25 protein-coding genes are annotated in these 25,129 nt (G+C 48.7%); 7 read left to right on the top strand and 18 right to left on the bottom strand.

Annotated elements, in window-relative coordinates; genetic code table 11:
* Positions 1-19 precede the first annotated feature (19 nt).
* Positions 20-1,108 (top strand): DUF5074 domain-containing protein, encoded by a 1,089-nt coding sequence (locus ACW6QF_RS09135; RefSeq protein ID WP_456087579.1) that lies wholly within the window; start codon positions 20-22, stop codon positions 1,106-1,108.
* Between the two features lie 8 nt (positions 1,109-1,116).
* Positions 1,117-2,244, top strand: coding sequence for an ABC transporter substrate-binding protein (locus ACW6QF_RS09130; RefSeq protein ID WP_456087578.1), 1,128 nt, complete (start codon positions 1,117-1,119; stop codon positions 2,242-2,244).
* Positions 2,245-2,576: 332 nt separating this feature from the next.
* On the opposite strand, the gene ACW6QF_RS09125 is transcribed toward ACW6QF_RS09130, so the two are convergent.
* The 16 genes from ACW6QF_RS09125 to ACW6QF_RS09050 all read right to left on the bottom strand — a co-directional run bounded on the left by ACW6QF_RS09125 (position 2,577) and on the right by ACW6QF_RS09050 (position 16,987).
* Positions 2,577-3,182 carry a hypothetical protein gene (locus tag ACW6QF_RS09125; protein WP_456087577.1) on the bottom strand — a complete coding sequence of 202 codons (606 nt, stop codon included), beginning with the start codon at positions 3,180-3,182 and terminating at the stop codon, positions 2,577-2,579.
* A gap of 11 nt (positions 3,183-3,193) precedes the next feature.
* Positions 3,194-3,685, bottom strand: a complete 492-nt coding sequence (locus tag ACW6QF_RS09120; protein WP_456087576.1) for an RNA polymerase sigma factor — start codon at positions 3,683-3,685, stop codon at positions 3,194-3,196.
* 101 nt (positions 3,686-3,786) lie between these two features.
* Positions 3,787-4,380 carry a GTP cyclohydrolase I FolE gene (folE, locus tag ACW6QF_RS09115; RefSeq protein WP_298549183.1) on the bottom strand — a complete coding sequence of 198 codons (594 nt, stop codon included), beginning with the start codon at positions 4,378-4,380 and terminating at the stop codon, positions 3,787-3,789.
* A 1-nt stretch (position 4,381) separates the two neighbouring features.
* Complete coding sequence (locus tag ACW6QF_RS09110) at positions 4,382-4,882, bottom strand: SPOR domain-containing protein (RefSeq protein ID WP_298549180.1); 501 nt, start codon at positions 4,880-4,882, stop codon at positions 4,382-4,384.
* Between the two features lie 104 nt (positions 4,883-4,986).
* Positions 4,987-5,748, bottom strand: coding sequence for a triose-phosphate isomerase (tpiA, locus tag ACW6QF_RS09105; protein ID WP_008153249.1), 762 nt, complete (start codon positions 5,746-5,748; stop codon positions 4,987-4,989).
* A gap of 32 nt (positions 5,749-5,780) precedes the next feature.
* Positions 5,781-7,055: a BT_3928 family protein gene (locus ACW6QF_RS09100; protein ID WP_456087575.1), complete on the bottom strand. Its 1,275-nt coding sequence runs from the start codon at positions 7,053-7,055 to the stop codon at positions 5,781-5,783.
* Positions 7,056-7,083: 28 nt separating this feature from the next.
* On the bottom strand, positions 7,084-7,629 hold the full coding sequence (locus tag ACW6QF_RS09095) for a DUF1599 domain-containing protein (RefSeq protein ID WP_298549176.1): 546 nt from the start codon (positions 7,627-7,629) through the stop codon (positions 7,084-7,086).
* Between the two features lie 138 nt (positions 7,630-7,767).
* A complete protein-coding gene (locus tag ACW6QF_RS09090; protein WP_298549174.1) occupies positions 7,768-9,015 on the bottom strand; it encodes a peptidoglycan DD-metalloendopeptidase family protein in 1,248 nt (415 codons plus the stop codon).
* Between the two features lie 210 nt (positions 9,016-9,225).
* Complete coding sequence (gene recG, locus ACW6QF_RS09085; protein WP_456087574.1) at positions 9,226-11,322, bottom strand: ATP-dependent DNA helicase RecG; 2,097 nt, start codon at positions 11,320-11,322, stop codon at positions 9,226-9,228.
* Positions 11,323-11,334: 12 nt separating this feature from the next.
* Positions 11,335-12,030 carry a 2-C-methyl-D-erythritol 4-phosphate cytidylyltransferase gene (locus ACW6QF_RS09080; protein WP_456087573.1) on the bottom strand — a complete coding sequence of 232 codons (696 nt, stop codon included), beginning with the start codon at positions 12,028-12,030 and terminating at the stop codon, positions 11,335-11,337.
* Positions 12,030-12,218, bottom strand: coding sequence for an exodeoxyribonuclease VII small subunit (gene xseB, locus ACW6QF_RS09075; protein ID WP_005640546.1), 189 nt, complete (start codon positions 12,216-12,218; stop codon positions 12,030-12,032). The genes ACW6QF_RS09080 and xseB overlap by 1 nt, the downstream gene beginning before the upstream one ends.
* Positions 12,219-12,240: 22 nt before the next feature.
* Complete coding sequence (gene xseA, locus ACW6QF_RS09070) at positions 12,241-13,587, bottom strand: exodeoxyribonuclease VII large subunit (protein WP_456087572.1); 1,347 nt, start codon at positions 13,585-13,587, stop codon at positions 12,241-12,243.
* Positions 13,568-14,938 (bottom strand): S8 family peptidase, encoded by a 1,371-nt coding sequence (locus ACW6QF_RS09065; protein ID WP_456087571.1) that lies wholly within the window; start codon positions 14,936-14,938, stop codon positions 13,568-13,570. The genes xseA and ACW6QF_RS09065 overlap by 20 nt, the downstream gene beginning before the upstream one ends.
* 95 nt (positions 14,939-15,033) lie before the next feature.
* Entirely contained in the window at positions 15,034-15,501 is a 468-nt protein-coding gene (locus tag ACW6QF_RS09060; protein ID WP_008153266.1) for an Lrp/AsnC family transcriptional regulator, read from the bottom strand.
* 173 nt (positions 15,502-15,674) lie between these two features.
* Complete coding sequence (locus ACW6QF_RS09055; protein ID WP_456087570.1) at positions 15,675-16,385, bottom strand: FKBP-type peptidyl-prolyl cis-trans isomerase; 711 nt, start codon at positions 16,383-16,385, stop codon at positions 15,675-15,677.
* Positions 16,386-16,399: 14 nt separating this feature from the next.
* Positions 16,400-16,987: an FKBP-type peptidyl-prolyl cis-trans isomerase gene (locus ACW6QF_RS09050; protein WP_456087569.1), complete on the bottom strand. Its 588-nt coding sequence runs from the start codon at positions 16,985-16,987 to the stop codon at positions 16,400-16,402.
* Between the two features lie 406 nt (positions 16,988-17,393).
* Between ACW6QF_RS09050 and ACW6QF_RS09045 the strand changes: the two genes are divergently transcribed.
* The 5 genes from ACW6QF_RS09045 to ACW6QF_RS09025 all read left to right on the top strand — a co-directional run bounded on the left by ACW6QF_RS09045 (position 17,394) and on the right by ACW6QF_RS09025 (position 23,724).
* Positions 17,394-18,584: a glycoside hydrolase family 76 protein gene (locus ACW6QF_RS09045; protein ID WP_456087568.1), complete on the top strand. Its 1,191-nt coding sequence runs from the start codon at positions 17,394-17,396 to the stop codon at positions 18,582-18,584.
* A 12-nt stretch (positions 18,585-18,596) separates the two neighbouring features.
* Entirely contained in the window at positions 18,597-20,066 is a 1,470-nt protein-coding gene (locus ACW6QF_RS09040) for a glycoside hydrolase family 125 protein (protein ID WP_456087567.1), read from the top strand.
* A 241-nt stretch (positions 20,067-20,307) separates the two neighbouring features.
* Positions 20,308-21,003, top strand: a complete 696-nt coding sequence (locus ACW6QF_RS09035; RefSeq protein ID WP_456087566.1) for an SIR2 family NAD-dependent protein deacylase — start codon at positions 20,308-20,310, stop codon at positions 21,001-21,003.
* A gap of 92 nt (positions 21,004-21,095) precedes the next feature.
* The gene (nhaC, locus tag ACW6QF_RS09030; protein ID WP_298549140.1) at positions 21,096-22,562 is read left to right on the top strand and encodes a Na+/H+ antiporter NhaC; all 1,467 of its coding nucleotides are present in this window, start codon (positions 21,096-21,098) and stop codon (positions 22,560-22,562) included.
* On the top strand, positions 22,531-23,724 hold the full coding sequence (locus tag ACW6QF_RS09025; RefSeq protein WP_456087565.1) for a dicarboxylate/amino acid:cation symporter: 1,194 nt from the start codon (positions 22,531-22,533) through the stop codon (positions 23,722-23,724). The genes nhaC and ACW6QF_RS09025 overlap by 32 nt, the downstream gene beginning before the upstream one ends.
* Here ACW6QF_RS09025 and ACW6QF_RS09020 read toward each other — a convergent pair.
* Positions 23,709-24,179 carry a helix-turn-helix domain-containing protein gene (locus tag ACW6QF_RS09020; protein WP_456087564.1) on the bottom strand — a complete coding sequence of 157 codons (471 nt, stop codon included), beginning with the start codon at positions 24,177-24,179 and terminating at the stop codon, positions 23,709-23,711. The two genes, ACW6QF_RS09025 and ACW6QF_RS09020, sit on opposite strands and share 16 nt — an antisense overlap.
* Positions 24,180-24,286: 107 nt before the next feature.
* Positions 24,287-24,811, bottom strand: a complete 525-nt coding sequence (locus ACW6QF_RS09015) for a 3'-5' exonuclease (RefSeq protein WP_186930703.1) — start codon at positions 24,809-24,811, stop codon at positions 24,287-24,289.
* Positions 24,812-25,129: the final 318 nt, after the last annotated feature.

Below are 25,129 nucleotides of genomic sequence, written 5' to 3'. Positions count from 1 at the left end.
CTTTAAATAACTTAGACAGATGGATTTTAAAAAGTATGTAGTTTTGTTGGGGGCTGTGACATTATGTGCCGGCTTCTTTTCTTGTGATGACGATGTGGATGGCGAAGAGCCTCAACCTGCAGACACCGTCATAACATCCGATTTCTTTATTCTGAATCGTGGAAATCAGGGTGAGAACAATGCTTCTATCGCTTATTACGATGCTGCGTCCGGTACGTTAAATGATAAGTTTTATGAAGACGCCAATGGTAGCAGGTTAGGAGATTCGGCTGAAGATATGTTGGTCTATGGTTCTAAAATGTATGTGAGTGTCACGAGTTCCAACCGTTTGGCAGTCATGGATATGTCCGGAAAACTGGTGAAAGCGATCGAGCCTGAAAATGAAGGAGGAGAACCTATGAGGCCGAGATATTTGGCTGCGGATAAAGGTAAAATCTATATGGCTTACTTTTATGGTCACTCTGTTGCAGTGTTGGATACGGCCTCTTTGGAAGTGGAAAAGGTAATACCTGTAGGGCGTTATCCGGAACAAATCGTTGTCTCAAATAACAAGTTATACGTTGCCAATTCCGGTGGTAATGACTATCCGAATTATGGAAAAACAGTTTCTGTGATTAATCTATCTTCTTTAGAAGTAGAAAAAGAAATAGAGGTTGTTATAAATCCTTGCCGCCTTGAAGCGAATGAGAAGGGCGATATCTATGTCATTTCAATGGGGAATTATGAAGACATTCCTAATACATTGCAACGTATCGATAGTACAACAGGTACGGTTAAAACGATAGAGAATGGTAGCTGTATGGATTTGCGTGACGGTTTCTTGTATGTGCTTTATGCCCCGTATGGACAGGCAGAGTCTGTTTGCGTCTCCAAATACGATGCTTTGACTGGTGAACAGGTTAATGACAACTTAATACCGGATATGAATAAAGTATTTACATTAAGCAGTATAAATGTGGATGCGTCAGGTAATATTTACATTACGGATGCTCCTTATACGGAAACAGGTTCAGTTTATGTCTACAACAAAGAAGGGAAAAACGTTGCCGGATCTCCTGTCGATTCAAAAGGCTATGGTCCGAATACTGTTTGGGTAATGGGAAACTGATACCATAAATGAATAGACTGTATTTATATATAATTCTTTTGCTCTGCTTTATCTGGCCTTCTTGCCAGATGAAGCAGAGTTCCCATCCCGAAGACTCCCTCTCTTCCGATACCATCCGCTACGCCCGGGGTTTTACCGTGCATCATTTTAATGATTACACCTCTGTTGAAGTACGCGATCCGTGGGACAGCACGCGCCTGTTGCAACGGTATCTTTTGGTAGACCGTGAACGGCCTCTTCCCGCAAATCTTCCGAAAGGGACGGTCGTGCAGGTCCCGGCTCGGAATATCGTGGTCTATACATCCGTGCATGCGGCTATTATCGACCAGTTGGACGAGACTGGACGGATCATAGGCGTTTGCGAACCTCGCTATATGGACACGCCTGCCATTCAGGAAGGGCTGAAAGCCGGGCGGATTACCGATATGGGAGAGGCGACCGCCCCTAATGTGGAGAGGATGATCGACAAAGGCGCCGAGCTGGTGATCGTTTCCCCTTTCCAGAATAGCGGCTACGGGCCGGTCGAGAAACTGGGAATCCCCATTATCGAAGGAGCCGATTATATGGAGTCGCTGCCGTTGGGACGTACCGAATGGATTCGTTTCTACGGGATGCTGTTCGGCAAGGAGGCTTTGGCCGATTCTATTTTCAGGCAAACGGAAAGAAACTATCTCGACCTGAAACGGCTGGTCACGGCCGATATGCCCCGTCCTACCGTTATCTCCGAAAAGAAGTTCGGTGCTTCCTGGTTTATGCCGGCGGGGGAAAGCTATATCGCCAATATGTATGCCGATGCCGGAGCCGATTATGTTTTTAAGGAACTTCCCGGAGCCGGCAGTACGCCCTTGGCTTTCGAGACGGTGCTCGACCGGGCTATCCATGCCGACATGTGGCTGGTTAAATATAACCGGTCCGAAGACATGACCTATGGTGAGCTGCGTGCCGAATACACGCCGTACGAAAACTTCGACGCCTTTAAGAACCGTCGGATTTATTCCTGTAATACGGGGCTTGTCCCTTATTATGAAGAATTTCCTCTGCATCCCGATTACCTGTTGAAAGACCTGATCTGGGTATTCCATCCGGAATTGCTGCCCGGCTACAACCCGCGTTATTATCGGAAGATGAGGAAGTGATCTTGGTCTCTTTAGTGGCGCTTGGTTCACATCCGTCAAGGCATAAACCAAGATCAGCCGGGATGTTTGAAATGTTTTAGTTGAACTATTGATACTTCGTGGACAAATATTATGTATAGAAAGGGGAAAAACATATTTATATTTGAATAATCATGTCTAAGAAGATTAGATGCATTAAATAATGATTTACTTTCATGAAGTTTCCTTACAAGGAAACTCTCGTTTCCCACCGAGGGAACTTGCGTTTCCTGCAAGGGAAACTCTCGTTCCCTGCAAGGGGAATTTCCGTTCCCTTCAGAGGGAAACTATAATAGACTGATTATCAACACCAATCAACATACTGTCTTGAGATCCGTTTTTTCTTCAAATTCCTTCAATTCTGCCAGACCTTTCTCTATTGCACGAATATTTTTCAGATAAAAACGGGTTTGGAAAAATATTATGACAGAAGCCAATATAAACACTCCTGCCAAACGAACTTCCCAGTTACCGACAAGCTGGGCTTTTTCGATGAACAGAAACGCGATAATGGCCGCCATACCCATCCAAGAGCCAATCACTGTGTTCCTCTTCATCCATAACTTATAGGTTAATACCAATTTAGTCAGTTCGTAGATTTTCTTCTTCTCCATATCGAACCGGAGAAGGAGAGAAATGAAAAAAAGTTGCATAAAAAAGCCGATAACTATAGAGCCTTCCAGCAAAGCGAAGGAGAGCGGCTTCAAGACAATTTTACCTGTAGCAACCAATACCGGAAACATGATACAAATCCCCAACACCAGTATCAATCCGAACAGATCAAAACGGAACAGCCGTTCATAAGCCGATTGTGTCCGGTTGGTGATCATCTCCTTGATGATTCTTTTGTTCAACATTTCGCTTTTTGCAAGTTGTTCATTCAAGATACTCCAGCCCGCTTTTAATTCTTCCAATTCCATATCCGTAACTTTTAACGATTCGACATTGCTTTTAATTTCTCACGAATACGATTGAGTTTGACTGCCACGTTGTTCTTAGAAATACCGATGATCTCGGCTATCTCCTGATAGCTCCTTTCCTCAAGCCAAAGCAGGATCAGTGCACGTTCCAGCTGGCCGAGTTTATTGATCATCCGATAGAGTTCACGGAGTTGTACCGTCTTGTCGCTTTCCTCTGCAAACGCTTCCAGATCGACTGAGATCGGAACCACTTCAGGTCTTCGTTTCGAACGGCGGAAAAAGGAAATACAGGTATTCAGGCCTATACGATAGACCCAGGTAGACGACTTACAATCGCCCCGGAAGCGAGGGTAAGCTTTCCACAAATTGATCACGACCTCCTGATAAAGGTCATTCAGGTGATCGGCATCCGTCGCATAGACATAGCAGACCTTGTAAATGACCTGTTTGTATTCCTCCACAAGTGCGATGAACTCTTTTTCCTGTTGTTGAGTAGCTTTCATTCTCTCATCGTTTTATTTTATTAGTCGCACGCAGAGAGATAATATTACACGATAAAAGAAGAAAAGCACTCTGGAAAATACAAACGGGTGTGACCAGGGTATTACCGGTTATGTTTGATCAGATTCATAAATTCTTCGCGCGTTTTGGCTTGCTGGAAGAATCCAGTGAAGTCGGAGGTCGTGGTCAGGGAGTTCTGTTTCTCGACGCCACGCATCTGCATACACATATGTTGTGCCTCGATCACGACCATTACGCCTAACGGATCGAGCGTTTCCTGAATGCAGTCTTTGATCTGCATGGTCAATCGTTCCTGGATCTGAAGACGGCGGGCGAAGATATCCACGACACGGGGAATCTTGCTCAACCCCGTAATATATTTTTTAGGGATATAGGCGACATGGGCCTTTCCGAAGAAGGGCAACATGTGATGCTCACAAAGAGAAAAGAAATCGATATCCTTTACAATCACCATCTGCTTGTAGTCTTCTTCCTTGAACATGGCGCCGCGAAGCACGGCAGCCGGGTCTTCATGATACCCTTTGGTCAGGAACTGCATAGCTTTGGCTACACGTTCGGGTGTTTTCAACAGACCTTCGCGGTCTACATCTTCACCAAGCAGATGGATAATACTTTTATAATGGCCGGCCAGTTCTTCGCGAGCCAGCAAAGTCTTCTCGTTTACTTCTTCACTCATTTCAATTCAATGGGATTTTGACTTCTTCCCTAACAATGTACATTTCTTTCTTATAGGCCGGGAATGCATCCATCAGGAGACGTTGCATGTGATAAGCCTCTTCGTGTGAACGGAAATCACCGATACGCAGACGCCAGAACGGAGCATTGTAGGTCACATAAGTCGGGACATCAGGGAAAAGTTCCTTAATTTCTTTTTCTTTCCGGAAAGCTTCATCTTTGGATTTACGCTGGTTATTGCCGGAAAACACTTGTGTACGATAGCCTTGTATTTTCAGAAAGGCCGTGCTATCAGTCTTTTCCACCCCTTCGCCATGCAAACGTTTACCGAGCATATTACGAAGAGCATCGGACCCGCGCACCACAACAGTCCCTTTTCCGGGAACTCTTTCCTGCAAGGCGTCAATGATGTCTTCCGCCTGTCCGGCTCCACCCGTCTGAGCAGACAAAGCAGATGCACCAAGCAACATACATAAAGAAAGAATACAAGATAATCGTTTCATATCAGTTGAAAATTGAAAGTTGAAAATTAAAAGGTAAAAGAGTGAAAATCACGAATCGGCTGAAAGCCAAAACAACTTTCACCTTTTACCTTTCACTTTTCAACTTATTTATCAAATGCTTCAATAATCGGCATGAACTTATCGACAGCCAGAGAAGCGCCACCGATCAGACCGCCGTCTACGTTCGGTTTAGCAAACAGTTCCTTCGCATTGCCTGCGTTGCAGCTGCCACCGTAAAGGATTGTGCAGTTGTCGGCAATTTCCTGACCATACTTAGCAGCCAGAGTAGCACGGATATGAGCATGGATTTCTTCAGCTTGGTCGGATGTAGCGGTTTTACCTGTACCGATAGCCCAAACCGGTTCGTAAGCCAGAACGATCTTAGCGAAGTCTTCAGCAGACAGGTCGAACAAAGATCCCTTGATCTGAGCATCTACCACTTCGAAATGCTTGCCGGCTTCTCTTTCTTCCAGCACTTCACCGATGCAGAAGATCGGAGTCAGACCGTTAGCCAAAGCCAATTCAACTTTTGTTTTCAGGATTTCCGGAGTTTCGTGATAGTAAGCACGTCTTTCAGAGTGGCCCAGGATCACATATTTTGCACCTGTAGAAGCAACCATGGCAGCAGAAACTTCGCCGGTGTAAGCACCTTTTTCCTTGTCTGCGCAGTTTTCAGCAGCAACACCGATCTTATTCGTGTCGATAGCAGCAGCAACGCTTGCCAAGTGAGTGAACGGAGTACCGATGATCACATCACAGTTAGGTGTTTTACCTTTAAGAGCTTCGTCCAAGCCTTTTGCCAAAGCAAGACCTTCAGGAAGGGTAGTGTTCATCTTCCAGTTTCCTGCAACAATATTCTTTCTCATGACTTAATTAATTAAATATGTAATACAAATAGTTATTTCTTTTCTTTCCGTTTACGTCTGAAACGCAGCAGGTCATATACCCAAACGAGCAGCAAAGGTACGGTAAAAGTCAATAGGTTGGTTGCGAGGGCCCCATCTTCTTTACTTTTTATATTGCTCTCGTCCAAGCAACGATCCATAAGCGCCTTGACATCTTCCTCTGCCGGAATATCGTTGTAATGCCATTTACCCTGTATCGTACCGCCTTTCAGCAGCACCAGGCCGGGGTTGGAACGGATAATCGTCTTAAGAAGCACTTCGTCCGCCATCCGGAAAGGATATTCGGCCCCGGTATTGTCGCTCCAGGTACCGATCGCCTCCGGCGAAGAGCCCGTCACGCAATAGAACGGGATATCATGTTCGAGTGCATAGTCATACACACCGTTGATCTCATCCATTTGCTCGTCGTCCGCCTCTTCCAGCTTCGGAGCGACAAGCAGCAAAACAGGGCCGGGATTTCCGATGATTTCTTCCGTCACATCATCGCCCTCTCCATTGTAAATATTGAAAGCGGCAACAGGAGGCTGATAGCCCTTCTTGATCAATTCGGTCTTCGAATCCACAAACGTCCAGCTACTGTCGTTTGCAGGATAGTCTTCAAGCGAGAACTCTTTCTTCACGCCGTCTTTTTCATACACGAACGTGTACTTATATTCATCCTGCGGAGCCCCTTCGGGCATCTCCATCAACTGCGGTATATTCGCACCGATCTTATACGGACGGAAATCGATTACAGGCAGATGATTATAATTATAATAAGCGAAACCGACGCCGAACAGGTAAGCATACAAGGCGACAAACCAATATACCCGGAAAGTAAAGCACTGGAACAAACGCTGGTTATAAATAAACGTAACAATAGCGGCAAGAGAGAGTACGATATTTTTAAAGAACGTCTCCCAGTTGGAGATCACCAGCGCGTCTCCGAAGCAGCCGCAATCCGATACGGGATCGAAAAGAGCCAAATACAAGGTAAGCGGCGTCATAAACGCCATAAACGCCAAGATAAGGAAAGAGACATACCGCCGGTACACACCCAACAACATACAGACACCGAGCGCAAACTCGATTGCAGAAAGGTTGAAAGACAGCAATACCGTAAAAGGTTGCAACATATCCAGTCCGAAGGAAGCCAGGTATTCACCGATCTTGATCGCCCCTCCCACCGGATCGACAGCCTTGACAAAACCGGAGAAGATAAATACAACTCCGATCAGCAAACGGCACAACTCTGCCAATATCTTTAAAACGGTATCTTTACTCTTCACTTAACTTTTAACTTTCAATTTTCAATTATCAATTCTCCCCATACTCCAGCTTGATCAAGCCGAATAACGCATAGTTGATCATGTCCATATAGTTGGCATCGATACCCTCCGACACGATCGTCTTGCCTCCGTGGCTCTCGATCTGCTTCGTACGATAGAGTTTCATCAGAATCAGGTCCGTATAGGAACTGATACGCATGCCGCGCCATGCCTCATCATAATCATGGTTCTTGGCATACATCAGCTCTTTGGTTTCCGTGATGTATTTATCATACAGGGCCAATGCCTCTTCATTGCTTATATCTGTCGTATCGGCAAATCCTTTTGCCAATTGTATCAAGCCGATCACCCCATAGTTCACGATTGCGACAAACTCAGGACGGATACCTTCATCCACCATGCTCACACCTTTTATCTCAAGGCTGCGGATCCGGTTTGCCTTAATGAATATCTGGTCGGTCAGCGACTGCGGGCGCATGATCCGCCACGAGGGACCGTAATCTTTCAACTTCTTTTCAAACAGTTCCCGACATTGGGATATTACTTTTTCGAATTGTTCCTTCGTATCAGCCATACTTTCTTAGCATTTACATCCGTACAAAGATACGGATAAATCCATATCCGACCAAAAGAGAGGCTACTTTAGCCGGAAATAAAAAGGGCTATCCGTTGTGTGCGGATAGCCCTTCATATCGTATTTACCCAATCTTAATCAAGAACAACGGAGCGAACGGCCCAATTTCAGAATCGTAGTTTTTGTAATACCATTCAATTCACAGAGCTTTGAGACTGTCGTACCATATTTAGCGGCAATAGCGCCCAACGTGTCACCCGATTTCACGCGATGGTAGACCGGAGTAGCCTCTTGCTGCCCCGCATTGGAAGCCTGGTTGATCGAAGCGACGGCTGCAGCGTCAGCCGCAACCGTAGTCTTCACGGTCTGCTTTACGCTCGCAGAAGCGGTCGGTTTTGATTTGCCAGCTTTAGCAGACGTGACCGCACCGGCACTGCAACGGATAGACTGTCCGATTCGCAAAACAGACGTGCCTTTCAACCCGTTCAGGCGGCACAATTCATTTACGGTAGTTCCATATATCCGGGCAATCTTGCCCAACGTGTCACCCGATTTCACACGGTGATAAACCATCCGGTCGGAAGAAGAGGTGTAGATATTGCTTCTGCGTCCGTTAATCTTTACATTATGGAAAACATAGGTATCCTGGTGGGGAACACCGTTTTCGAAGTCTATAATTTCAGCCGGATTAATGGCCTGTCCTAAAAAGCGGGTTTCAAAATGAAGATGAGAACCGGTAGAACGTCCCGTGTTACCGCCTAAAGCGATCGGATCACCTGCATGGACGATATCGTTCGGTTGCACAAGAGCCTTAGATAAATGTCCGTATACGGTTTCGAGGCCGTTCGGATGACGGATTACCAGGTAATTGCCATATCCACGGCGTTCAAAGTTCTTAATACGAACTCTACCGTCGAAGGCTGCGCGGATCGTATCGCCGATCAACACTTTCAAGTCGATGCCCCTATGCATACGACGACGGCGCGGACCGTATTTGGAAGTAATTCTTGCCATCGAATCGATGGCTATCGGATAAACGAAAGAAGAGCAATCGATTGCAAACGAATCCGGGAAATTCACCTTTGCAGTAGTTCCACGGAACGGATCGACCCACTGATTTTCCCAGTTGGAACCGTATAATTCATCAGCAGGAAACATCAAATCCTCTCTCGCTTCCATCGCTTTTTCATTAATGGTAGCAAGTTCCTTCAACTCCATATTTTTCCGGATACCGACACGGTCAGCCATCAATTCGGAGACACGTTTATCCATCTTCTTAATATATACAACTTGCTTCGGATTCCCTTTGTCTTCTTGTGCTTTCGCCTCGACGGCTGATACCAAAATAGTGGTACAACAAATAAATAGTAATGTTCGTATCTTCATTATTTTTATCACTTTCAACGATAATACACGATGAAAAATCATGATATAGAATAGTTTATTTCATCGTCATTTCGTCAAAGTTCGTAATTTTGAATCAGCCGGCAAAATTCAATAACGAAAAATTTCCGCAATGAAACCCAAGAAAAGCAAAAGTCCACCTTTTGACTTTTGATTTACAAACGATTACAGCATAATATGTTTCACAACATATTAGCTGATCATTCCCCAGTTTACCTTCTTTGCAAAGAGAGTTTTCAGGCGTTCGTTCAATATCCGGTTAGGTTCGGATAACAAATCGGGGTCTTCGTTCAAAACATCCTGGGCTATATCACGCGCATACTGAAGGATTTGTCCGTCGGCTGCCAGGTTGGCGATCTTAAGGTCTATCCCCTCTCCGCTCTGGCGCGTTCCTTCCAGGTCACCATGACCGCGCAGACGCAAATCGGCCTCGGCGATCTCAAAGCCGTTGTTGCTGTTCACCATTATTTCCAGGCGCTTGCGTGTCTCGTTGCTCAATTTATAGGAAGAGACAAGCACACAATATGACTGCTCCGCTCCACGTCCCACCCGGCCGCGAAGTTGATGCAACTGGGAAAGGCCGAAACGTTCGGCGCTTTCGATGACCATCACGGATGCATTCGGCACGTTCACACCAACTTCTATCACGGTCGTCGCCATCAATATCTGCGCCTCGCCGGAAATGAACTTCTGCATTTCCGCCTCTTTGTCGGCCGCTTTCATCTTTCCGTGGACCATACATACCTTATAATCCGGGAAAACTTCTTTGAATGTCTCGAACCCCTCTTCCAGATTCTTGTAATCCAGCTTCTCGCTGCCTTCGATCAAAGGATAAACGACATAGGCCTGTCGGCCCTGTCCGATTTCCTTGCGGAGAAAGTCGTAGAGTTGCGCTTTCTTGTTATCATAGCGATGTACGGTCTGGATCGGTTTACGTCCGGGCGGCAACTCATCGATCACCGAGACATCCAGATCGCCGTACAAGGTCATGGCAAGCGTACGGGGAATAGGCGTCGCAGTCATCACCAGGACATGAGGAACGACCGCATTTTTCGTCCACAACCGGGAACGTTGTTCCACCCCGAAGCGGTGCTGTTCGTCTATAATCGCCAGACCGAGAGAGGAAAAGACGACCGTCTCTTCGATCAGCGCATGCGTCCCGATCACGATCTGGATCTCACCGCTCGCAATAGCCGGCAATATCTTATTCCGTTCCTTCTTTTTCGTCGAGCCGGTCAGCAGGGCCACTTTTATATCCATATCTTTCAGGAAACCCATGACTGTCGCATAATGCTGAGTCGCCAGTATCTCCGTCGGTGCCATCATGCAGGCCTGGCAATGGTTATCGACCGCCAACAGCATGGAGAGCAAAGCCACCAATGTCTTCCCGCTTCCCACATCTCCCTGCAGAAGACGGTTCATCTGCCGTCCGCTTCCCATATCGGCACGAATCTCACGGACAACACGTTTCTGCGCATTCGTCAACTCGAAAGGCAGATATTCTTTATAGAACGTATTGAAATAGTCTCCGACGGAAGGAAAGACAATCCCTTTCAACTTCAGCTTGCGCAGGTTGGAAGTACGGAGAATATTCAACTGAATGAAAAACAGTTCGTCAAACTTCAGGCGCAACTGCGCTTTCCGTAACTTATCGACCGATTCGGGGAAATGCACATTCCGTATCGCTTCTGGAAACGACATCATGCGAATACGGTTCAAGACAGCCGGCGGAAGTGTTTCAGGCAGCGTCCAGTTCAAACCGCTCAACAATGTGTATTGCAAATTCTGGATCGCCCGTGAATTGAGGAACGACTTCTTCATCTTCTCAGACGTATTATAGAACGGCGTCAAGCCGTTGGCAACCTTATCCGCCTGGTCCAGAGAGTCTATATCCGGGTGGGGAATATTATAAATATGCCCGAACTCGGTCGGTTTGCCAAATACGATATAATCGACGCCGGTCTTGATCTTGTCCAACACATAGCTGATCCCTTTGAACCAGACCAGGTCGATCGTGCCCGTCCCGTCCGTGAATTTGCCGATCAACCGTCGTGTACGTCCTTCGCCTACCGTATCGAAAAACAAGATGCGCCCTTTCAACTGTATATAAGGCATATCCCCGGTCACTTCCACAACCTTGTAGAAACGACTCCGGTCAATGTATTTATACGGAAAGTAGAACAGCAAGTCCTCATACGAAGAAATGCCGGCTTCCTTCTGTAATATTTCCGCCTTTTTCGGGCCGACGCCCGGCAGATACATGATGGAACGTTTGTCGAGATCGAGCATATATACAAATATTTATTTTGCAAGCAGCGCCTTTGCCACCAACAGATCGAACGGAGTCGTAATCTTTATGTTTTCCCGGTTTCCCGGAACAGTCCTGACCGTATGTCCGAAAGCCTCCACAACCGAAGCATCATCGGTAAAAAACTCCGAGTAAGGTTGTTCGTATGCTTTCAAAAGCAAATCATAATCGAAAACCTGCGGGGTTTGCACCGCCTGGTAACGCGAACGGTCGACCGGACGACTGGACTCGCCGGAAAACTCGCGGAGAGAATCGACCACAGGCACGACCGGGATAGCAGCTCCCGATACTTCAGCCTCGGCAAAACATTGCTCGACAACTTCAGGTGCGACAAAAGGCCGTACCCCGTCATGCACAGCCACCAGTATCTTTTCATCCCTTCCGGCTGCATTTTCAATCTCATCCGCAAGGAAATTCAATCCGTTGCGAACAGAATGGAAACGCGTTTCGCCTCCGTTCGCAATCCGGTGCGGGACCTTACAACCGATCTCCCGGCAAAGCATCTCCCAATAAGGCTGGTGATCTTCCGGGAGCACCAGGATCAAACCGGCAGACGCATCCCAGCGGTGAAAAGCCTCCAACGTATGCATCAGGACAGGCTTTCCTTCCATCGGGATAAACTGCTTCGGCAAGTCGCCTCCCATCCGCAGCCCGCGGCCTCCGGCGACAATCAGCACATATTTCTTCATTACTCCAGTTCCTCCAACACTTTCTTGACCTCCTCGTCGGCCTTGTAAAGTTTCTCCTTGCACAATTTGATCAAGCGGGTCGCTTCCTTTACCTTTTCAGAAAGAATGTCAACATCCAGATCGCCGTTCTCTATGTCGGCGACGATCTTACGGAGTTTCTCTACTGCTTCATTATATGTTTCTGCCATGATGGAATTTATGATTTTTGATTTATGATTTATTTACAGCAAGGACTGTCGAGTGTACTTCACCGTCCGCAAAACGGGTTACCAACTCCTCGCCGGCCTCCAATCCGGCGGCCTGTTTGATGATCTTGCCATCCTTTAGCGTCAAGCTGTAGCCCCGCTTCAATACATAGTCGGGAGAAGCCATCTTGATGAACTGTTCGGTCAACTGGACAAAGCGGTTCCGCTCTGCCAAACTGCTTTCCGCACGGTTTGCCAAACGTACTTGCATCGCTTCCAGCTTCGATGCCGATTGGTTTAGAAATGCATGGGCATCCGTCGGCAATTGCATGCCTATCCGTTGGAGAAGCGAACGGTTCCGCTCGATCCGGTTTATTGCCAGGACAGGCAGACGACTTCCCAACGATTGCAGGAAGTTCTTTTGCCTGGACAGGATTTCGGTTGCCAACGAACAAACGTCCTGTTGCAGTTCTTCCACCTCTCCGGCCGCTTTATCCATCTGTCCGATCAGGAACTCGGCTACGGCCGTCGGTGTTTTCATCCGTGTATGGGCAACCATATCCAGGATCGTGTCATCGCGTTCATGCCCGATACCGGTTATGATAGGAAGCGGAAATTGCGCACAGTTTGCCGCCAAGAGATAGGAATCGAAACTATTCAGGTCCGAAGTAGCGCCTCCGCCCCGGATAATCACGACCACATCGAAACAGTCGGCATGACGGTACACACTGTCCAACGCTGCAATCACGGACTCTTCCGTCCGTTCGCCCTGCATAAGAGCCGGAAACAGCTTCGGATAGAAAGAATAGCCGGCCTTGTTGCCGGCCAGCTGGTTCAGGAAGTCTTCGTATCCGGCAGCCGTTGGCGAAGTGATGACAGCGATCCGCCTCGGCAACGTTGGAAACGGCAACTCCTTGTTCAGCGTGAAAACGCCCTCTTCCTTCAATTGCCGGATGATTTCCATCCGTTTCCGGATCATGTCTCCCAACGTATAGGCAGGATCGATATCCAGCACGGTCAGGCTATACCCGTAGAGTTCGTGAAACTCGACCGACACTTTCACCAGCACTTTCAGGCCGGAAGCAAACATCTGCCCGGTTTCCATCTCAAAATAAGGCTTCAGCATCCGGAAAGTCTTTGCCCAGATGGAGCCGCGCGCCTTTGCCACCAGCTGACCGGTTATCGCGTTCTTCTCGATAAACTCCAGATAACAGTGCCCGGATGCAGCATTCGTACGCACGTCGCTCATCTCGGCACGCACCCAGCATGTCTCCGGGAATGCATTCAGGACAGCCCCTTTCACCCGGTTATTCAGCTCCAGCAAAGAGAACTCCTGCCGCTCCTGATTCTGATTATTTTGTCCGTACCCCATTTTTTCTTTCCTTTTTATACGCTTTATAGAAATCGGGAATGCCGTATCCCAACTCCGTATCCGGATGCTTATATCGGCTGGACGAACGATGCAGCAGTTCGATCACCTCCCTGTTATTCAACCAGGGCAGTGATTGCCAGAGGCAGATTCCCATCCCGGCAAGGATAGGCGTGGCAAAAGAGGTCCCGTTCGCATACCTGACACTGCCGCCCGGACCGATCACGCAACTGCTCGTACCCAACGCCACGGCATCCGGTTTCACGCGCCCGTCGGCAGTAAAGCCTACGGAACTGAAACCGCTTTTCCTTTTATCCTCATCTATCGCACCGACCGTAAAGATCCCGGCAGCATCCGACGGAAAGGTGATCTTTTCCCAATCGCCGTTCCCTTCATTACCGGCACTGCAAAAGACGAGTATCCCTTTGTCGGCAGCCAGGTTAGCCGCCCGGCTGATCATAGCGGTCTTGCCGTCCAAGGCAGCCTGGTCGTACGACAGTTCGTCCGCATCAAAAGCAAAATATCCGAGCGACGAGGAGATCACGTCCACACCGGCACTGTCCGCATATTCGACCGCAGCAATCCAATAATCTTCCTCGACGGGATATTCGGAATCGCTGTCTTCACTTTTAAGCAGCAGGTAAGAAGCTTTCGGAGCGGTCCCGACCATCACTCCCGGAATATCGGCGGCAAGGCAGGAAAGGACCTTCGTCCCGTGATCGTCCCCGACAAACACGCTTTTACCGGGAAAGACGACATTGTGCGTTCCCAACAACCTGAGCGAATCGAAAGCCGCCATCCGGTCCGCATTCATAAAACCGGCATCGATCACGGCCACCCGCATTCCTTCCCCCCGGAAACCGGCTTCATGCAATTTAGTCCCGTTCAACATCTTGATCTGTTTATGAGCATAACCATATTCATTATGTAGCGGTTCATCCTCCGACACAAAACGGTCTTCTTCCTTTTCCTCGGTCGGGACCCGCAGGTTCCCTTTCCAAATCCACTTGACGGAATCGACGATTGCCAACTGTTGCAATTGTTCGGCCACCGTGCTGTCGGAACTTTCCACCACGACGGTCGCAAACCACTTGCTTTGCACAACCGGGGTCGCACCTGTTTCAGACAACATGTCGATATACGACCGGGATATAGGGAAGTCGGCATCCGTCACGGCTACATTATTTTTCACTCTCCGTTCGATCGCCTCTTTGGAAAGATAGGCTTCCGGTTCCTCCACCCGGTAACCGTCGCCCCCCTTGTCTTTCAGATAGACACGAAAGCGATAATTCTCCCCCGCCCATAGGCAGGCCGGAAGACAACAAAGGAACAGTATGGACAAATATCTTGACATCGTTGCTTTATCTTTTTCTGCAAAAATATAAATTGTATGGCATATAAAAAAGCCCGGCAACTCATTCGAGGCCGGGCCCATACGTTCTATTCTTCTTATTCGGAAATATCGCAAATAGGGATTTCACGTTTGACACTCTGACGCAACGAGATAAGCGTTTCCGTAGCGGTCACACCCGGTATTTCCTGTATCTGCGTATTCAGCAGCTCCATCAGGTGTTCATTGTCGCGTGCGTATAACTTGATCAGCATCGTGTACGGCCCGGTCGTAAAATGACATTCGACCACTTCCGGAATCTTCTCGAATTCGGGAACCACGTCTTTGTACATCGAACCGCGTTCCAGTTTGACGCCGATATAAGTGCACGTGTTGTAACCTAAAATCTTCGGATTAATATGATAGCCTGACCCAACGATCACATTCATATCAATCATGCGTTGTACCCGTTGATGAATGGCAGCGCGCGAAACGCCACATTCTTCGGCTACATCCTTGAAAGGAATCCTGGCATTCTTTGAAATAATGTTCAATATCTGCCGGTCCAGTTTGTCTATCTTCTCCATTGCTTGCTTACTTTACTTTCCTTTTTAGATTTAATGTATCAAAAGTATATAATTAATTTCAATACTATATCATTGTGAAAGAAAAAAGTATGAAATAAATAATAAAAGCGGGCGAAAAATGCTATTTAACATATTTCGCCCGTCCTAACCCGTATAAAACGATAGTTTATCTCTTATTTATCTTTTACGATATCCAGCAATTCGATTTCGAATTTCAATGTGCTGTTCGGTTTGATATCCTGTCCTGCGCCACGTTCACCGTAAGCCAGGTCAGAGGGCACCCAAACGATATATTTAGAGCCTACCGGCATCAACTGCAGCACTTCCGTCCAGCCCTTGATTACGCCTCCAACCGGGAACTCGGCCGGTTCGCCGCCACGATCCATCGTGCTGTCGAATTTAGTCCCGTCCAACAACGTACCCGTGTAGTGAACTTTCACTTTATCGTCGGCAGTCGGTTTAGCGCCTGTACCTTCCGTTACGACCTGATACTGCAAACCGCTTTCAGTCGTGATAATGTCTTTCTTTGTTTTGTTTTCAGCCAGGAACTTTTCGCCTTCTTCTTTCGTCTTCTTGGCATCTCTTGCTGAAGCTTCCATAAAGTAAGTCTGGACATAAGCCTGTGCTGCCTGCGGAGTCATCTTCATAGCGGAAGAATCACCCTTGATAGCCTGCACAAAACCTGCGATCAGATCGTCTACGTTAGCAGGATCGCCCGGCAGAGTTTTCAAGTTATCTTTGTAACCTGCACCTGTGCTGATACCGATGGCATAGCTCACGCTATCTGCGGCAGTCTTCAGAGAGGCGCTTTTGTGTGAATCACCACATGATGTAATACCCATAGCTACAATCGCTGTAGCAACCAATACACTAATCTTTTTCATTTTTCTCTATTATGTTATTTTACTATGTCCAACAATTCAACATCGAAAACCAATGCGCTGTTCGGCTCGATCGCATCGCCTGCCCCGTGTTCGCCATAAGCGAGGTTCGAAGGGATGAAAAGACGCCATTTGGAACCGACCGGCATCAATTGCAGCGCTTCCACCCATCCCGGAATCACTTGAGACACTCCGAATACGGCTGGTTCGCCACGCTCTACAGAGCTGTCGAAGACAGTACCGTTGATCAATGTACCATGATAATGGCATTTTACCTTGTCGGAAGCAGTCGGCTTGGCGCCTTCGCCTTGCTTCAATACCTGATACTGCAAACCGCTGGGTAAGGTAACGACTCCGGCTTTTCCCTTATTGATATTCAGGAATTCCTCTCCGGCTTTCTTATTAAGCTCCAGTCGTTCTTTCTGAAGATTCATGAAGTAATCGTTGATAACCTGTTTTGCTTCATCGTAACTGATTTCAGGTTCTGCTCCGCTGAGCACATCCTTCAATCCTTTTACAAAATCCTCAACCTGAAGATTATTAATGCCTGAGTTCTGGAAATTATTTCCAATGCTTAAGCCAAGTGCGTAACTAATCTTATCCATTCTTTTTCTTTTCAACTAATTATGAACCACAAAAGTAATGCTTTTAACTACACAAACAGCAAACAGCAACACTTTTTTATTACATTTGCCTCACTTATTGGAAAACGAGCAACCTTGTGCATTGCCAAAAATGTCTATGTAGAAGCAATGTAAGAACAGAAGCCACCCGACATTTGTTCAGCCTCGACATCAGAGAATTCGAATTCCTGCACCGCCGGGAAATTTTATTTTCCTAAGGATAATCTTAAATGCATTTCACTCGATCCGAGGCAAGGCCCGCTCTCTCCTTTTTCGATGAAATTCATGCCAAAATGGTTCTTCCTTTCAGTTCATAAGGGCAAGATTGAGTGACAATATAGAATAAATCGTATCTTTGCGAAGAAAATGATATTTATTCTATTAGACCATGAAGCAACTGAATTTACTGATTATTCTTTGTAATTGCCTGCTGTGGGGAACATCTTGTAATTCCTTGACAGCCTCCTCCTCTACCGATCGCGATCTTTCTATCGCCGATTCGATGTTTACCAACATCCTGAACAAGTATAACGTCGAGAAATACGGCTTGTTGCAGGAAACGTATCCGGCCAATCCCGACAACAAGGTCACCTATCTGGCGGAAGGTTCGGAACAGAAACGGAACCAGGAGGTATCGTTCCTCTGGCCCTACTCCGGTATGCTGTCAGGGGGAATTGCGCTCTACAAGACAACGGGAGACGAGAAATACCTGAAAGTACTGGAAGAACGGATTCTGCCGGGGCTGGAGCAGTATTGGGATAACACACGCGAACCGTTCTGTTACCAGAGCTATCCGATGTTCAACGGGGAAAGCGACCGTTTTTATGATGACAACGACTGGCTGGCGATCGATTTCTGCGACCTGTATGCCTTGACGAAGAACAAGAAATACCTGGAAAAGGCCGAAGCGCTATACAATTATATATATAGCGGATGGGACGACGTGCTGGGCGGCGGCATCTACTGGTGCGAGCAAAAGAAGACGTCCAAGAACACATGCTCCAATGCGCCCGCAACCGTCCTCTGCATGAAACTATACAACCTGACAAAAGACAACGCCTACCTCGAACAGGCCAAGAAGACCTACGATTGGACCAAAAACAACCTCCGCGACCCGGAAGATTTCGTTTACTGGGATAATATCCGCCTGGACGGAAGCGTGGACAAGGCCAAATATACTTACAACAGCGGACAGATGATACAGGCCGGCGTCCTGCTCTACCTGCAATCGGGTGAAGAAGCTTATCTGAAAGACGCGCAGGAGACCGCCCAAGGCGCCTACCAACGTTTCACCGAAGTGCGCAAGGCCGTAGACGGAACGGAAACCCGCTTCTACACCGCCAGCCCTTGGTTCAACGTGATCCTGCTGCGCGGCCTGACAGCCCTCTATGAAGTGGACCATAATCCCGAATATATCCGGACAATGGCGGACAACGCACGCTACGCATGGGAGCATACGCGCGACGTGAACGGATTCCTCGACAACGACTGGACCGGCATCAAGACCAAAAAGTATAAATGGCTGCTGGACAACGCCTGCATGGTCGAACTTTTCTCAGAAATCAATAACATCAAATAAATAGCAAACAAGATGACAACACGCAGAAACTTTCTGAAAACAGGCGGTCTCTCGTTGGCAAGCCTTATGGTGGGCCAGCACTCATTCGCCCGTATGGCTGAAAAAACCGACGACAAATTAACAGGGACAGCCTCCACCCTGCAATACGTCTGTAAGCGTCCGGCACCGGGCAAACGTCAGTTCACATCCGAAGCCGTAGAGAAAGCGATCGCCACCACAAAGGCTAAGCTGAAAGACCCGAAACTCGCCTGGATGTTCGAAAACTGTTTTCCTAACACATTGGATACGACTTGCGAACACAAGATGGTGAATGGTAAACCCGACACCTTCGTCCTGACCGGCGATATCCACGCCATGTGGCTCCGCGATTCGTCGGCGCAGGTATTCCCGCATATCCAGTTCGCCAATGCCGATCCGAAAGTGAAAACCATGCTTGCCGGCGTCATCAACCGCCAGACCTGGTGCATCAACATCGACCCGTATGCCAACGGCTTCAACGAAGGACCGACCGGCAGCGAATGGGAAAGCGACTTCACGGATATGAAAAAGGAATTACATGAGCGCAAATGGGAAATCGACTCGCTCTGTTACCCGATCCGCCTCGCCTACCATTTTTGGAAAAAGACTGGTGATACTTCTCCTTTCGATGCCGATTGGGACAAAGCGATGAAGACCGTTTACAAGACCTTTATCGAACAACAGCGTAAAGACAACCTCGGCCCGTATAAGTTCAGACGCAAGACGGACCGTCAAGGCGATACCTTACTGAACGACGGTTGGGGCAGTCCGGTCAATCCGGTCGGTCTGATCGTTTCTTCGTTCCGCCCGTCAGACGATGCGACCCTGTTCGGGTTCCTGATTCCCTCGAACCTGTTCGCCATCACGTCACTCCGCCAGTTGGCCGAGATGATGCGCGAGATCAAAAACGATAACGATTTTGCCCGCCGTTGCGACTCATTGGCGGACGAGGTAGCGGCCGCCGTAGAGAAATATGGTATCGTCAACCATCCGGAATATGGCAAAGTATATGCATTCGAGGTAGACGGTTTTTACAATCATGTGTTTATGGATGACGCCAATGTTCCGAGCTTGCTCGCGTTACCTTATTTGGGATGCGTGGATATGAACGATCCGATCTACCTGAACACACGCAAGATGGTGCTCAGCGATTCAAATCCTTATTTCTTCCAAGGCGAAGCCGGTGAAGGTATCGGCGGTCCGCATATCGGTTTCGGATATATCTGGCCGATGAGTATCATCATGCGCTGCAACACGACACACGACAACGAGGAGATCCGCAAATGTGTCAAGATGTTACGCGACACGGATGCAGATACAGGATTTATGCACGAATCGTTCTACAAGGATGATCCAGCCAAGTTCACCCGCTCCTGGTTTGCTTGGGTCAACACATTGTTCGGTGAGATGATCTACCGCCTGGTTAATGAAGGAAAGGTGGATATCCTGAACGATTTAGGATAACAGGCTACAGTTTTTATTTACAAAAGGCCGGTGTGATAAAGCAGTCACATCGGCCTTTTTTGATTATCAAGCCGGATGAATCCGGTACGGAAGCCGCAGCCGTAACAAATCCGCTTCGACCGCCCCTTCGGTTATGTACTGAAAGAAAAAAGTACGGGTACGATCCTTTTTACAGGTAAAATCGGGAAGCCGGAATGATTTTTCTTTTCTATATTTGTAAGAAATATAGAACAACTGCCTTATGAAAAAGAAATTAGTCGTACTGACCGGCGCCGGGATGAGTGCCGAAAGTGGTATTTCGACCTTTCGTGACTCGGACGGACTGTGGGAGAAATATCGGGTAGAAGATGTGGCAACCCCGGAAGGCTTCGCAGCCGATCCGGAACTGGTGCTCAACTTTTACAACCAGCGGCGCCGGGAATTGCTGAACACGAAACCCAACGCCGGGCATATCGGGCTTGCCGACCTGGAACAAGAGTTTGATGTCCATATCATTACTCAGAACATCGACAACCTGCATGAGCAGGCGGGAAGCAGCCATGTGATCCATCTGCACGGTGAGCTGATGAAAGCCTGTTCCGTGCGCGACCTGAATACGACATACGATATTTCGCCCGAAAATCCGGACCTGCATATAGGAGACAAGGATCCTCACGGGGTACAGCTCCGCCCCTTTATCGTCTGGTTCGGCGAGGCGGTCCCGATGATCGATCCGGCGATCCGCCAGGTGGAAGATTGCGACATCTTTGTGGTGATCGGCACTTCGCTCAACGTATATCCCGCCGCCGGACTGCTGAACTACGTGCGCCGCGGCCAGCCGATCTACCTCATCGACCCGAAAGAGGTAAAAGCCTATCGCGACGATATCCGTTTCATCCGGAAAGGAGCATCGGAAGGGGTGAAAGAATTGAAGGAATTATTACTGCAAAATCATTAATACGTTCTTAAAATCAGTTATATAATAGGAACATTTTGAGGCTTTTCCATTAAATTTGCAAAGTAAACACATAGAAATAAGTATTATTGAGAATGGAGCATAATCCGACGAAGATTCCTTCGCCCTTACTTTCCCTGGTTCCCATACTTGTTTTGGTAACCCTCTTATTTGTGACAATACGCACATTCGGCAGTGACGCCCTCAGCGGCGGAAGCCAGATCGTATTGCTTACCGCTACCGCCGTCTGCTGCCTGATCGCCATGACCTACAGCAAAGTGCGCTGGAAAGCGTTGGAGCTGGCGATGATCAACAATATCACCGGCGTTGCGACAGCCTTGATCATCCTGCTGATCATCGGGGCGTTGTCGGGCAGCTGGATGATAAGCGGGGTCGTCCCCACTCTGATATATTACGGGATGCAGATCATCCATCCCAGTTTCTTCCTGGCATCGACCTGCATCATCTGTGCGGTCGTCTCGGTCATGACGGGAAGCTCTTGGACCACCATTGCCACTATCGGAATCGCCCTTTTAGGCATCGGACAGGCACAAGGTTTTTCCGACGGATGGATTGCCGGAGCGATCATTTCGGGCGCCTATTTCGGAGACAAGATATCCCCGCTTTCCGACACGACCATCCTTGCCTCATCGGTAACAGACACGCCTCTTTTCAAACATATCCGGTACATGATGGTCACAACGGTCCCTTCATTGCTCATCACGCTCGTGATCTTCACGGTGGCCGGGCTTTCGCACGAGGCGACGGCGACGGACCAGATCGAACAATACTCGATCGCCCTGAACAACACGTTCCACATCACACCGTGGCTGCTCATCGTACCGGTCGTCACCGGCATCCTGATTGCCAAAAGAGTTCCGTCGATCATCACGCTGTTCATCTCGGCGGCGTTGGCAGGCGTGTTCGCGCTGATCTTCCAACCGCACCTGTTGCAGGAAATATCCGGTTTACCGGTGGAAAATATCCAATCCGATTTCAAGGGCTTGTTAATGACGTTCTACGGCAGCACGGGTATAGAGACCGGCAATCCGGAACTGAACAGCCTGGTTGCCACGCGAGGCATGTCGGGCATGATGAATACGATCTGGCTGATCCTCTGCGCCATGTGCTTCGGCGGGGCGATGGCGGCAAGCGGAATGTTAGGCAGCATCACCTCCGTATTCCTGCGTTTCATGAAACGGACGGTCGGGCTGGTCGCATCGACTGTCGCATCGGGGTTGTTCCTCAACATCTGTACGGCCGACCAGTATATCTCGATCATCCTGACCGGAAACATGTTCAAGGATATTTATGAAAAGAAAGGATATGAAAGCCGCCTGCTGAGCCGTACGGTAGAAGACTCGGTCACCGTTACCTCCGTACTGATCCCGTGGAACACCTGCGGCATGACACAGGCCACGATCCTCGGAGTGGCGACATTCACCTATCTTCCCTATTGTTTCTTTAATCTAATCAGCCCGTTGATGAGCATCACGATTGCCGCGATCGGGTTCAAAATAAAAAGGAAAAATGAAAAAGCTGAAAGTGTCGTTACTGGCTAAAGTGGTCATTGCCATTGCCGCCGGTGTCGTGTTCGGGCAGTTCCTGCCCGGCGGGATCGCCCGCATTTTTGTTACGTTTAATTCTTTGTTCGGCAACTTCCTGTCGTTTTCAATCCCGCTTATCATCTTAGGGCTGGTGACACCGGCCATCGGGGAATTGGGCAAAGGGGCCGGCAGGTTGCTGGCATTGACCGCACTGATCGCATACGGTTCGACTATCTTTTCCGGCTTCTTCACCTATTTCAGCAGTTCGGCGATCTTCCCCCATATCCTTCCGGTCAACACAGAGTTGACGGCAATGGAGAATCCCGAAGACTTCATGTTGCAGCCTTACTTCACGGTGGCCATGCCCCCGTTGATGGATGTGATGACGGCATTGCTGCTTTCTTTCACGATCGGGCTCGGCCTGTCCTACATCAGCGGAGGAGCGTTGCGGGAAGCCTTCTCCGATTTCCAGAAAATCATCGTCAATTTGATCGAAGCGGTTATCATTCCCTTGTTGCCGCTCCATATTTTCGGTATCTTCCTGAACATGACGGTGAGCGGACAGGTCATGAGTGTAATCGCCATGTTCCTGAAAGTGATCATCGTGATATTCGTCCTGCACGTATTATTGTTGCTTATCCAGTTCACCATCGCCGGCAGCGTCAGCGGAAAGAATCCGTTGCGGTTGCTGAAGAATATGCTCCCTGCATACGCGACCGCACTGGGCACGCAGTCCTCAGCCGCCACCATCCCTGTGACATTGGCACAGGCAGTCAAGAACGGCGTACGGGAGAACATCGCGATTTTCGTCGTTCCCCTTTGTGCCACGATACATCTGGCGGGCAGTACGATGAAGATCACAGCCTGCGCAATGGCAATCATGTATATGTCAGGCGAACCCGTCACTTTCACCGCCCTTGCCGGATTCATTATGATGTTGGGAGTCACGATGGTCGCCGCTCCCGGTGTACCGGGCGGAGCCATCATGGCCGCGCTGGGATTGCTGCAAAGCATGTTAGGGTTCAACGAGACCTTGCAAGCGCTGATGATCGCCCTCTACATCGCGATGGACAGCTTCGGGACCGCCTGCAATGTGACGGGCGACGGGGCGATTGCAATCGTGGTCGACAAGATCGCCGGCAAGCAAAAGGCCGGGACGATTCAGTCGTCGAAATGATATTTCGCCCTCGGATCGTTCCCCCGCCATCCTCTCCTCCATTCGATGGGCTGGCGGCCGGCCAAACGGCTGAACCAACGAGCGAAACCGTTGACAGCGGAGAACTTCATCCATGCACTGATCTCGCTACTGCTCATTTTCGTCTTTTCGAGCAATTCTTTGGTCATGAGAACCAAATAACGATCACGCCACATTTCGAAATTCATCCCCGTCATCACCCGGTAGAAGCCATTCAGGTCGCGCAACGGGATGCCAAGCCGGGCGGCATAGAAATCGCAGGTCTGATGACGATTGCGATGCAGTAAGTCGACAGCGGCATCGATCACCTCGTTGCCCGACAGATAACGGGCAGGGCGGTCCGGAGCGACTTTTCCGCGCCACAAATCTTCTTCCGATGGTTTATAACTATCAAGCACACTCAGATACAAGTCTTCAGGGAGAATCTTTTTGAACATATCAAAAGAATTTAAGGTAAATGATGTTTCGACAATCAGAACAATAGCTCCCCAACAGACGTAGACGCGCTACTGTGTGGCCCGCCGGCTCCTAAACCCTCCATCTGTTAGAGTTCGCATAGCCTTTCGACTCCTTTTTCCCGCATCATCGTCGCTGCGATATGCGCGCAGGCATAAGCATCGGCCATAGCGTGGTGGTGATAGGTCAGATCGTACCCGCAATGGGCGGCGACGGTCTGTAGCTGGTGGTTGACGAGGAAAGGATACATCCGCCTGGACAGGCGGCAGGTGCAATAGAACTGGTATTTGGGATAGGCGAGGTCATAGGCTTCATGGGCGGCCCGCAGGCAACCCTCGTCGAAGGGGCTGTTATGAGCGACCAACGGGATATCCCGTAATTTACCGGCAATCCCGGCCCAAGCTTCCTCAAAGTCCGGCGAATCGATCGTGTCCTGCATGGTTATGCCGTGAACGGCAGTGGTAAACCGGGTGTAGAAGTTCGGATACGGACGGACCAGCGTGTAAATAGAGTCGACCACCTTATTGTCTTCAATAATAGCAATCCCGATACTGCATATACTGCTTCGTTTTCCATTGGCTGTCTCAAAGTCGATTGCGGCAAAACGTTCCATATTCTAACTGAAAGTTGAAAATTAATTGATTTTATAAATGCTGGTTTACTTGTTACTTTTGGCTTGATCCAAAAGTAACCAAAAGATCAAGGCCGAACCTGCTTCGCTACTCCGTTCCCTACGTTCGCTGTCGCGTCTGAAACTCGCTTCGCTCAAACAGCAGACGCTCCGGGCGCTCACTACGGTCTCTGCGCTTAACGCTCACCAGCTTAGGCCGGAAATAGAGCCTGGCGGCTCTTTGGGGATTGCCGATGCTGCCTGCTCCTTTGCGATCCCGCATCAAGTGCGGGAACAGGCTTGTCCCCGTGCCCCGCACGG

The sequence above is a fragment of the Parabacteroides sp. genome (assembly GCF_977054455.1).
Note: the sequence above shows the minus strand (reverse complement) of the source record. Positions and strands in the feature narration are given on the sequence as shown.

What these genes read in the sequence shown, in the direction of transcription:
- xseB (WP_005640546.1), bottom strand. Translation starts at nt 12,218, where the DNA reads ATGGCAGAAACATATAATGAAGCAGTAGAGAAACTCCGTAAGATCGTC.
- ACW6QF_RS09110 (WP_298549180.1), bottom strand. Translation starts at nt 4,882, where the DNA reads ATGAAACGATTATCTTGTATTCTTTCTTTATGTATGTTGCTTGGTGCA.
- ACW6QF_RS09055 (WP_456087570.1), bottom strand. Translation starts at nt 16,385, where the DNA reads ATGAAAAAGATTAGTGTATTGGTTGCTACAGCGATTGTAGCTATGGGT.
- ACW6QF_RS09090 (WP_298549174.1), bottom strand. Translation starts at nt 9,015, where the DNA reads ATGAAGATACGAACATTACTATTTATTTGTTGTACCACTATTTTGGTA.
- ACW6QF_RS09065 (WP_456087571.1), bottom strand. Translation starts at nt 14,938, where the DNA reads ATGTCAAGATATTTGTCCATACTGTTCCTTTGTTGTCTTCCGGCCTGC.
- tpiA (WP_008153249.1), bottom strand. Translation starts at nt 5,748, where the DNA reads ATGAGAAAGAATATTGTTGCAGGAAACTGGAAGATGAACACTACCCTT.
- ACW6QF_RS09050 (WP_456087569.1), bottom strand. Translation starts at nt 16,987, where the DNA reads ATGGATAAGATTAGTTACGCACTTGGCTTAAGCATTGGAAATAATTTC.
- ACW6QF_RS09130 (WP_456087578.1), top strand. Translation starts at nt 1,117, where the DNA reads ATGAATAGACTGTATTTATATATAATTCTTTTGCTCTGCTTTATCTGG.
- ACW6QF_RS09080 (WP_456087573.1), bottom strand. Translation starts at nt 12,030, where the DNA reads ATGAAGAAATATGTGCTGATTGTCGCCGGAGGCCGCGGGCTGCGGATG.
- xseA (WP_456087572.1), bottom strand. Translation starts at nt 13,587, where the DNA reads ATGGGGTACGGACAAAATAATCAGAATCAGGAGCGGCAGGAGTTCTCT.
- ACW6QF_RS09125 (WP_456087577.1), bottom strand. Translation starts at nt 3,182, where the DNA reads ATGGAATTGGAAGAATTAAAAGCGGGCTGGAGTATCTTGAATGAACAA.
- ACW6QF_RS09060 (WP_008153266.1), bottom strand. Translation starts at nt 15,501, where the DNA reads ATGGAGAAGATAGACAAACTGGACCGGCAGATATTGAACATTATTTCA.
- ACW6QF_RS09040 (WP_456087567.1), top strand. Translation starts at nt 18,597, where the DNA reads ATGACAACACGCAGAAACTTTCTGAAAACAGGCGGTCTCTCGTTGGCA.
- nhaC (WP_298549140.1), top strand. Translation starts at nt 21,096, where the DNA reads ATGGAGCATAATCCGACGAAGATTCCTTCGCCCTTACTTTCCCTGGTT.
- ACW6QF_RS09020 (WP_456087564.1), bottom strand. Translation starts at nt 24,179, where the DNA reads ATGTTCAAAAAGATTCTCCCTGAAGACTTGTATCTGAGTGTGCTTGAT.
- ACW6QF_RS09045 (WP_456087568.1), top strand. Translation starts at nt 17,394, where the DNA reads ATGAAGCAACTGAATTTACTGATTATTCTTTGTAATTGCCTGCTGTGG.
- ACW6QF_RS09035 (WP_456087566.1), top strand. Translation starts at nt 20,308, where the DNA reads ATGAAAAAGAAATTAGTCGTACTGACCGGCGCCGGGATGAGTGCCGAA.
- recG (WP_456087574.1), bottom strand. Translation starts at nt 11,322, where the DNA reads ATGCTCGATCTCGACAAACGTTCCATCATGTATCTGCCGGGCGTCGGC.
- ACW6QF_RS09135 (WP_456087579.1), top strand. Translation starts at nt 20, where the DNA reads ATGGATTTTAAAAAGTATGTAGTTTTGTTGGGGGCTGTGACATTATGT.
- ACW6QF_RS09120 (WP_456087576.1), bottom strand. Translation starts at nt 3,685, where the DNA reads ATGAAAGCTACTCAACAACAGGAAAAAGAGTTCATCGCACTTGTGGAG.
- folE (WP_298549183.1), bottom strand. Translation starts at nt 4,380, where the DNA reads ATGAGTGAAGAAGTAAACGAGAAGACTTTGCTGGCTCGCGAAGAACTG.
- ACW6QF_RS09015 (WP_186930703.1), bottom strand. Translation starts at nt 24,811, where the DNA reads ATGGAACGTTTTGCCGCAATCGACTTTGAGACAGCCAATGGAAAACGA.
- ACW6QF_RS09095 (WP_298549176.1), bottom strand. Translation starts at nt 7,629, where the DNA reads ATGGCTGATACGAAGGAACAATTCGAAAAAGTAATATCCCAATGTCGG.
- ACW6QF_RS09025 (WP_456087565.1), top strand. Translation starts at nt 22,531, where the DNA reads ATGAAAAAGCTGAAAGTGTCGTTACTGGCTAAAGTGGTCATTGCCATT.